The sequence below is a fragment of the Streptomyces coffeae genome, assembly GCF_016741875.1.
GTDB lineage: Bacteria > Actinomycetota > Actinomycetes > Streptomycetales > Streptomycetaceae > Streptomyces > Streptomyces coffeae.
This window is the reverse complement of the sequence record NZ_JAERRF010000033.1, coordinates 85,488-94,021: the sequence shown is the minus strand read 5'-3', so window position 1 is coordinate 94,021 and position 8,534 is coordinate 85,488. Positions and strand designations below refer to the sequence as shown.

Annotated in this window: 4 protein-coding genes and 3 pseudogenes; 2 read left to right on the top strand and 5 right to left on the bottom strand. The window is 68.9% G+C overall.

Annotated features, from left to right (window positions below; genetic code table 11):
- Window positions 1-278: pseudogene (locus tag JK363_RS35520) on the top strand (IS110 family transposase); the annotation flags it as partial.
- A gap of 97 nt (window positions 279-375) precedes the next feature.
- Here JK363_RS35520 and ku read toward each other — a convergent pair.
- The 3 genes and pseudogenes from ku to JK363_RS35505 form a co-directional block, all read right to left on the bottom strand.
- Window positions 376-825 (bottom strand): annotated as a pseudogene (gene ku / locus JK363_RS44840) (non-homologous end joining protein Ku); the annotation flags it as partial.
- A 265-nt stretch (window positions 826-1,090) separates the two neighbouring features.
- Window positions 1,091-1,601, bottom strand: a pseudogene (locus JK363_RS35510) (GNAT family N-acetyltransferase).
- Between the two features lie 51 nt (window positions 1,602-1,652).
- Window positions 1,653-2,810, bottom strand: a complete 1,158-nt coding sequence (locus tag JK363_RS35505) for a Dyp-type peroxidase (protein ID WP_201881722.1) — start codon at window positions 2,808-2,810, stop codon at window positions 1,653-1,655.
- 88 nt (window positions 2,811-2,898) lie between these two features.
- Between JK363_RS35505 and JK363_RS35500 the strand changes: the two genes are divergently transcribed.
- Complete coding sequence (locus JK363_RS35500; protein WP_215911583.1) at window positions 2,899-4,239, top strand: right-handed parallel beta-helix repeat-containing protein; 1,341 nt, start codon at window positions 2,899-2,901, stop codon at window positions 4,237-4,239.
- Between the two features lie 7 nt (window positions 4,240-4,246).
- Here the strand turns inward: JK363_RS35500 and JK363_RS35495 are convergent, their stop codons facing one another.
- Together JK363_RS35495 and JK363_RS35490 are read right to left on the bottom strand one after the other, a co-directional pair.
- Complete coding sequence (locus tag JK363_RS35495) at window positions 4,247-4,960, bottom strand: hypothetical protein (RefSeq protein WP_201881720.1); 714 nt, start codon at window positions 4,958-4,960, stop codon at window positions 4,247-4,249.
- 266 nt (window positions 4,961-5,226) lie between these two features.
- Window positions 5,227-7,704 (bottom strand): SdrD B-like domain-containing protein, encoded by a 2,478-nt coding sequence (locus JK363_RS35490; RefSeq protein WP_201881718.1) that lies wholly within the window; start codon window positions 7,702-7,704, stop codon window positions 5,227-5,229.
- Window positions 7,705-8,534: the final 830 nt, after the last annotated feature.

Genomic DNA, 8,534 nt, shown 5'->3' with positions numbered 1-8,534 from the left:
AGGGCGAACATCACGCCGCCGCTGTTACTCCGGCCGGCAAGAAGGCATTCGACCAGCAATTGCCCAACAATGAAACGAAACTGCGCGACGTGTTCACAAAGCTGCAGGCCAAGCACGGCATCGTGCTCGTCGTAGTCGATCAGCGGGCCTCCATCGGCGCCCTGCCGCTGGCCGTCGCGCGCGACACCGGCTGCCAGTTTGCCTATCTGCCGGGTCTGACGTTGCGGCGGATCGCCGCCCTCTGTCCCGGAGGGGCCAAGGCCGACGCCCGCGACGCCTTCGCGGCGGATGGTCGGTCGGATCGTGTTGGCCTCGGACGTCTCGCCGTGGGCTGAGGCCGGACGCCAACCCCTGCGCCCAACTATCGCCGGGGGCGCGTACCTCCTCCGGCCACAGCAGGGTCTGGAGGAGCAGCATGCCGTGCCGCGGCCGGATGGTCGCCAACCTCTCCCTGCTCCTGATCGCGACTTTGCAGATCGCGAGTCGACCGGTGCGGGACAGCGCTTCGACGAAGAGCGCGTATGGGCGTTGGGCACCAGCGCCGGATGCGCTGATCCAGTAGGGCTTCGAGTGGAGGATCGGGTCGACCTCGTTGACGCTGACGAACCCCAAGACTTCGATCACATGCTTGGTGGCGAGTGGGAGGGCTTCGAGGTCGGTGTCGCGGAGGATGACCTGTCGTCCGTCGGGTGCGGCGCGGGCGATCTGGTTCTGCTGCACCTCAATGTTCTCGAGCTCGCAGACGCGTCGGTGTCGGATGCGTCCTCCGCAGGCCGCGTGGACGGTGTGGAGCCCGGGGCCGTGTTCTTCGGTGGCGGTGTGCAGCTGGCAGGGCCGTGGCTACGAGGCCGAAGCTCACTGTGCCGCTCCAGATGGCCCCCATGGTCCGACGGTAGGGCGGCGCGCGGGGGTGTGCTCCTGGTCGACGCCCGTCCGGGTATTCGAACCAGACTTCGATTCGTGGATGCGGATGAGTGACGGCCAGAGCCGAGCCGTTGTGGCTGAGCGCCGTAGTTGGCGAGTAAGCGCTTTAGTTGGCGGGGCCTGAGCGTTGTACTTGGCGGGCGCAGGGAGGCGACTTCGGCCTTGGTCAGGTGATGGTTGGGCTGCGGCGTTCGATGGGGACGACGTCGCGCCAGGCGCCATGGTGGCGACCGATGCGTTCGCGGGTACCGATGATGCGGAATCCTGCCTGTTGGTGGAGGTGGAGGCTGGCGGTGTTCTCGGGGAAGATGCCGGACCGGATGGTCCAGATCCCTGCCGCTTCGGTGCAGGTGATCAGTGCGTTGAGGAGGGTGGCCCCGACTCCTCGCCGACGGGCTGCGGGATGAACGTAGACGGAGTGCTCCACCACGCCCGCGTACGCGCAGCGGTCGGAGACCTTCGTGGCGGCAATCCAGCCGAGGATGCGCCCGTCGGTGTCGAGCGCGATGTGTCGGTGGTCGGGGAGTTTGGCTGCGTCGAACGCTTCTCAGGTGGGTGCGGTGGTCGCGAAGGGTGGTGTTGCCTTCGTCGATGCCGAGCTGATAGATCGCCAGCACGTCTTGAGCATGTTCGGCGGTCAGCTCGGTGATCCGGAGGGTGCCGGTGGTCGCGGTCATACGCGGTCACGTCAGCCGTCTGATCAGGCCGAGGCGGCGGGCACGGCGTGATCAGCCGAACAGCCGGGAACCGAGTGGGTGTTGCCGGTCGAAGCCGGGGAGGATCAGGAAGGTCGCGCTGGCGGTTGTGGTGGTGAATCGCAGCAGTGCGTCGGAGGTGTCCATGTGGGTGAGGGTGGCGGTGAAGGTCCGCAGGTCGTTCTGAAAGCTGATGAAGAGCAGGCCGGGGGCGGGCTCGTCGGTGCTGTAGGAGCGGCGGAGCATGAGGCCGGCGCCGACCACGGAGGGGTTCGCCCTGCGCACGTGGGCGTCCGCGGGGACGAGATAGCGTCCGTCCGGTGTCTTGGCGCCGAGTTCCGGGCCCGAGGCGACGGGGCCGCCGGAGAGGGGGACGCCGCTGGCCCGGCGCCGCCCGAAGACCGCCTCCTGCTCGGCTACGGACAGGGCGGCGAACCGCGGCAGGTCGAGTTCCATGCGCCGCAATACGGCAAGGGTGCCACCGGCGACCGCAGGAGGCCCGGCCAGCCACAGGTCGCGTCGTTGTTCGGCGGTCGTGTGCGGGCCCACGATGCCGTCGATGAAACCGAGCGGGTTTCGTGGCGCGGTGAGGCCGTTGCCGACGGGCACGTTCGTACCGCGGCGTGCGGACTGACGCCAGCGTTCGTGGATGCGGTCACCGGCCTGGTCCACAAGCGCGGCGGCGACGACCGGCAGGAGCAGCGCGTCGCTGGCGCAGATCTGCATCAGCAGGTCACCGCCGCGTGCCCGCGGGGCGATCCGCTCGCGGGAGAATCGCGGGAGGTCGGTTGCGCCGGGCAGCGAGGCACCGGCCGCGCGCACCAGTCGGGGGCCCACGCCGACGGTCACGGTGAGGTCGCCCGGCGGCAGGCCCAGCAGCCGCGGGTCGTTCCCCGCGACGAGTGTGCGGATGGCTTGGCCCAGTTCGGCCAGTAACGGGCCGGGAGCCACGGTGGCATCGAGGTCGGCCACCACTGCCAGCAGGTTGCGCTGGGCCGGCTGGGGGAGCGTGATGCCTGCCTGATGCCGACCCGTCGCCACAACCGGCGTCGGCGTGGCCGCGGCGGTAGGGGCGTGTCGGCCTGGCTGGGCGGAGTCGGATGTGCACCCGGCGGCCAGGCCGGCGGCCACCATGGTGCCGGTGGCATCGAGGAACGCGCGGCGCGACGGGGGGTGATCGGCTCGATGCATGGTGTGCAGGGTGCCACATCCGAATCGTGCACGCCGGTCAATCTCGCTGATTCTGGCGCGGAATTGGGCGTTCTGCCAGACTGGGATCATGCCTCGATTAGCTCTTCGCGTGGTGGCGGCGGTACTGGTCACGCTGACACTTGTGGTCGGCTGCGGCGGCGGCGATGGCGGATCGGGCAAAGGCCGACGGCCGACCGGTGCGCATGTGACGATCCGAGTGCCTGCCGATGCCCCGACCATCTCGGATGCGGTGTCCTTGGCGCGGCCCGGTGATCTGGTGCTGGTCGCTCCGGGCGTGTACCACGAGTCGGTGAAGATCAATACGGCTCGCATCACTCTTCGCGGCGCATCCCGGCACAAGGTCGTCATCGACGGGCGGTTGCGGCAGCCGAACGGTGTCGTCGTCGCCGCGCCCGGGGTGGCCGTGGAGAACCTGACCGTGGAGAACAACACGCAGAACGGGGTGCTGGTCACCGGTTCGGCGGCGGCGGCCGCCGGGCTGCCGGGGCAGAGCGGCGGCTACGACACCGGCGATGAGCCCGTCACCTTCCTGAAGTCCTTCCTGGTCTCGTATGTGACCGCGACCCGCAACGGTCTGTACGGCATCTACGCGTTCTCCGCGCAGAACGGTGTCATCGAGCACTCGTACGCGTCGGGCGGGGCCGACTCGGGGATCTATGTCGGCCAGTGCAAGCCGTGTCACATCGTGGTGCGGGACAACATCGCCGAACTCAACGCGGTCGGTTACGAAGGCACCAACGCCGGCGGCGACATGTACGTGGTCCGCAACCGTCTTGTCGGCAACCGGGTCGGCCTGACCACCAACTCCGACCACCAGGAGAAGCTGCTCCCGCAGCGGGGCGCCGTCATCGCGGGCAATCTGATCGCCGCCAACCAGCAGCGGGCCACCCCGCAGCAGGCCGACGGCGGGTGGGGCACTGGCATCGGCATCGACGGCGGCAGCGACAACCAGTTCGTCCGCAACCGCATCGCCGACAACAGCAACGCCGGGCTGGTGATCACCGCAACCGCCGACATACCGTCGGTCGGCAACCAGATCGTGGACAACACGTTCACCCGCAACGGCGTCGACGTCGGCTGGACGTTCCCCACCGCCACGCGGGGAAGGGGCAACTGCCTGCGCGGCAACGATCTGCGCACCACGGTGCCCGCCCGGCTCGCGACAACCGCGCCCTGCCCGCTCCCGGCCAAGTCGCCCTCACCGGCCGGCAGGTGGGCGACGCCGACGGCACCCGGTGGCATCCCGTTCACCGAGGTCGCGGCGCCCGGTCGACAGCCGCAGTTCCCCCACGCCACCACTACGGGCGCCACCGCTGTCCCGGCCGTTCCGGCCCCGCCGGACACGGCAGACATCCCGCTGCCACCGGCGTCCCTGCTCGCCGCGGACGCGCGGGTGCGGGCGTCCTGAACAGCGGCTACTGGGTCGGGGTGACTCCGGGTACCGGCTTGACCGGAATGTACTTCTGGGTATCGAAATCGATGACCACCGGCTGCGACTCGGAACCCACGCTGACGCGAACCCGGTACATGGTGCCGTCCGAGCCGACCCAGTAGCGCACGCTGCCCGCCGTACCGGAGCGGTCGCGGGAGGACGGCCCGGTCATGACGTCCACCCGATGCCCGTCCACCTGGTCTCGTCCCAGCCAGGCGGCGCCGTTCTGCGGCAGCAGTTGGGCGTTGTCCGGCCGGTCGCTGCCGAGACCGAGTGCGATGGACAGCGAACTGTCCAGCGAGCTGCCGGACGACTGCAGCGGACGGCCGTACCAGCCCGAGCGGGGCGGCGACGCGGGTGCGTGCGCCGGGGCGTTCGCCATCGGGTGGACGAACACCGAGCGGGCCGTCCACTCGATCAGCCCGTCGCTGGATGTGTCGCGCCCGGTGCCGTGCACCACGCCATAACCGATCTTGCGTTGGTAGTCGACGGACCCGGTGACGATCAGTCGACCGGCGGTGCCCGGCACGGTGATCGTCACCGCGCGGCCGTGCGCCTGGTAGTTACGGAACCGCGTCATCGCCAGCCGGTTCACCTCATCCGACGTCAGTGCGCGCGGACCGTTGGGGCCGGAGCCGCCGCCGACAGCCAGGAACGCGGCCGCCGCGACGGCCGCTACGCCGATGACGGCTGCCACCCAGCGTGGCCGCAGCCATCGGCGCCGGTCAGCCGCACGGGCTGGTCGAGCTTGTCGGCTTCTCACGCTCCGCACGCGACTCGACGCTGGCACGCTGATTCACCCTCTCAATCACCACACCGCTTGGCCGCCGTGCGGTCGCGGCGACACTCGGCAGTCCGGTGACAGACGACTTGAAGGCCGGCCCTCGTGGACCGGCCGAGACGTGATCTGCCTGACCGCGCCATACGGATCGCGGGCAGGCAGATCACTGTTGTTCGCTTCGTTCAGTGTTTCTGGGCGCGACGCTTCCGGCTCACGAACGCGATGGCCAGACCCGCACCCACCAGCAGACCGACGAGGGCGATCACCTGTGGCAACCCGGACATACCGGTGTTCGCCAGCGAACCCCTGCTCCCGCCGGCCGGGCCCGGGTTGGCAGGCGGCGCGCCTGACGGCGGCGAGGCCGGGACCGGTGGTGAGGTCGGGGCCGGGGTCGGTGGTGAGGTCGGGGTCGGGGTCGCGGTATCGGTCGGGGATGGGGTCGGGTTCGCGGTATCGGTCGGAGTCGGAGTAGGGGTCGGAGTCGGGGTCGGCGTTGCCTTCGGGATGTACACCCCGGCGTCGATCGTGTGATCGACGCCGCCCGGCTTGTCCGGCGCCGTGACAGGCGCGGAGCCGTTGCACAATTGCCCTGTGGTCGGCGGGGTCACATTGGAGTCATGCGCACGGTTGGCACCGGCTCGCGGGAGCGTGAACCGCAGCTCGCTCGCCGGGGGCTGGTCGGGCACCTTGCCGGTGTCCGCGGTGCACACGTCGAACTGCACCGTGTATTTCGCACCCGGCGTGAGCTCGTACTCGGCGCCGACACCACCGAAGTAGTACTCGCCGGCGGCATTGGTCCTGGTCGTGGCGACCTGTTTGCCGTCCGCGTCCAGCAGGTTGATCGTCGCCCCCGGCAGCAGCACGTGCCCCGGGTCCTGGATCCCGTTGTGGTCGCCGTCGAACCACACGACGTTGCCGATCTGGATCGGCGCGTTCGCCGCCGCGTACGCGATGTCACCGAGCCCGCCGGCCTTGCCGAACCCGCCTTGTTCCCGGCTGACGAACTGGAACCCGTTGGCGCTCGGGTCGTTGCCCGGGCCCTGACCGGTCGTGATGTCGTGGTACCCGGTCCCTGAGGTCGCGACGTCGACGACCGGGTCGAACTCCGTGCTGACGACCCACTGCTGCTGCGGGATATAGGCCACCGACCCCAGCGCGGTCTCCTGGTGCGCGCCGCGAAAGAAGTCGCCCGGGAAGTATTCGACGACATCGGCGGCCTGGCCGCCATCGTTGGCGGGGGTGGCGTGGTTGGGGCAGCTCCCGGTGCCTTCCCACTGGTATTCACCGGTGGGAGTGGCGCAGACCATGGTGATGTCACCACCGGACATGCCGTTTTCCGCCGTGTCGTTCCCCGGTCGGGGGTCCAGCCCTCCCCAACTGAGCACGTCCATGAACCGGTCGCGGAAACCCAGGATCATCGAGCCGTCGCGGGCGAAGGCGAGGGAGGCCAGCTCCGGCTGCGGATCGATGAAGACGTTGCCCGACTTCCGGTCGTCCCACGTGTCCAGGCTGGTGTTCCACGGGTTCCAGTGGGTGGCCTTGTCGCCGGAACCGAAGACGCTGCCGCGTTCGTCCGTGAGCGGGTGGCTCAGCACCGTGGTGAACCGCTTGCCGTCGTAGGTGGAGACGAAGGCTTTCAGGTCCGCGCGCCGCTGCGTGCTCTCCGCGCTGCACACGCCGCCCACGTACAGCGTGTTGTTGTGGACCTGGAGACCGAACGGCCGCCAGTCGTCGGGGCTCGCGCACCCCGGGTCCGGGATCGGGACCGTCGCCTCGGGCTCCGAGGCGGTGGCTCCTGTCGCGTCGAAGCTCACCAGGCTGCGGGTCCGCAGGTTCACCGCGTACAGGGTGGAGCCGTCCTCCGACAGGGCCAGGCCACCGATGCTCTCCTTGCCCGGCGCGTCGGTGAACCCGGGATCCTTGATCATGTTGGCGGTGTCGTGCTGTGTCACCGCGGCGTCCGGCACCCGCGCGAACAGCTGTGGCGCACCTGAGCCGTTGACCGGCACCGTGTAGATCGCGCCGGCGCCCTTCGGCCCGTAGGGGGCGTACCGGCGGGCGAACGCGCTCTGGAACAGCTGGGTCCGGTACTTGTCGTACGCCAACCCGAACGTCGTGCCCACCTGGGCCTGCGTGGCCAGCGTGGTCGGGCACGCCACATCGGTGGGACACGTGCCCCGGGTCTTCGTACCGAACGCCACCAACGCCCGGTTGTCCGTCCCGTTGGCGCCGTTGTGGATCGGCACGAAGTACCGCGAGTCCGGCAGCGTGTAGTCGGCCGGATCCCACACCCCCGTCACCACCGAGGCGTTCTTTCCGTCCGACACATCCACGAACGACGTGAAGCTGTTGAAGTGGTTCTCCGCCGTCGACGCCGGCGCCGCCCGCAGATAGTCACTGTACGGTGCCGGGATGCTGACGTCGACGCGGTATTGGCCGCCGCTCAGCACCGTCGACCGCGCCACCACGACCTTTCCGGTGGCATCCGTGACGCCGGTGACAACGTGCCCAGCGGGGTCGGAGATCTCCACCTTCATGCCCCGCTGCGGCACGTCCATCGTCGCGTTGATCACGCCGGTGCCGAAGAAGTCGCGCAGCACCTCAACCGTCAGCGTGCCATCGGCGGTCGAAGCGGCGGCCGGTCCAGCCGTCGTTCCCACGGCGCCGCCCGCCAGCAAGAGAACAGATAACCCTATGCGCGCCAGCGGCCCCGCAAGTCCGCGGGCCGACCGGCGTGAGTCCCTGCCGACTCGGTTCATGGCATCACACTCCACACTTCTCTTGTGGTGAAAACAAAGCCCCCGCTTGTCGCCGCACGTCCACTTCGTGGCCTCAGACGCGGACGCCCGGCCGTGAACGACACGGAAAAAGAAAAGGGTCCACCGCTGTTGCGTGGACCGCTTTGTGGTGATCGTTTGAGGGTATTGCGGGCGAGCCGTAAGTGCCGTGGGCCGAGAAAAGCGAACGCGTGTTCAGGGCCTTCAGCAGGACCGCCCCGGATCGTGTCTTTTTGCAGCTCAATCACGGTACCCTCGCCCCCACCGCCGATCTCACCGACCGCTATCGCGAGCAGCGCGCGACATCTTATCCGCTGAAGTCTCGCCGTCACCAGCAGAACCCCTGGCGTCGGGATCCGCGATGGTTCCCGAGCGCCCAGAGAATAGTGGTCGGAAGAATGTGCGACAGCGACGTAATGGCCGGATCCGGTCCCGTTGAGTGCGTTTACGCCGGGTGACGGGTCTGGATCGCGCTTGTGACGCGGGGGCAGTTGTGTTGCCGAGATTGGTCCACGGTTCACCTGCTGCATGATTGTCATATTTGTTATACGGAAAGGGGATCCGGAGTCGTCGCACAGCTTGTCGATCAGAGCCTGGCCGAGCACTCCCGAGGCCCCGGTGAGCAGCAGGGTGGGGCGTTCACCTCGTGGACGGAAAAGGGGACGCGGCGGTGGGTTCGGGCGGCATTCACGGACTCCCCGCGGGCGCGGTGC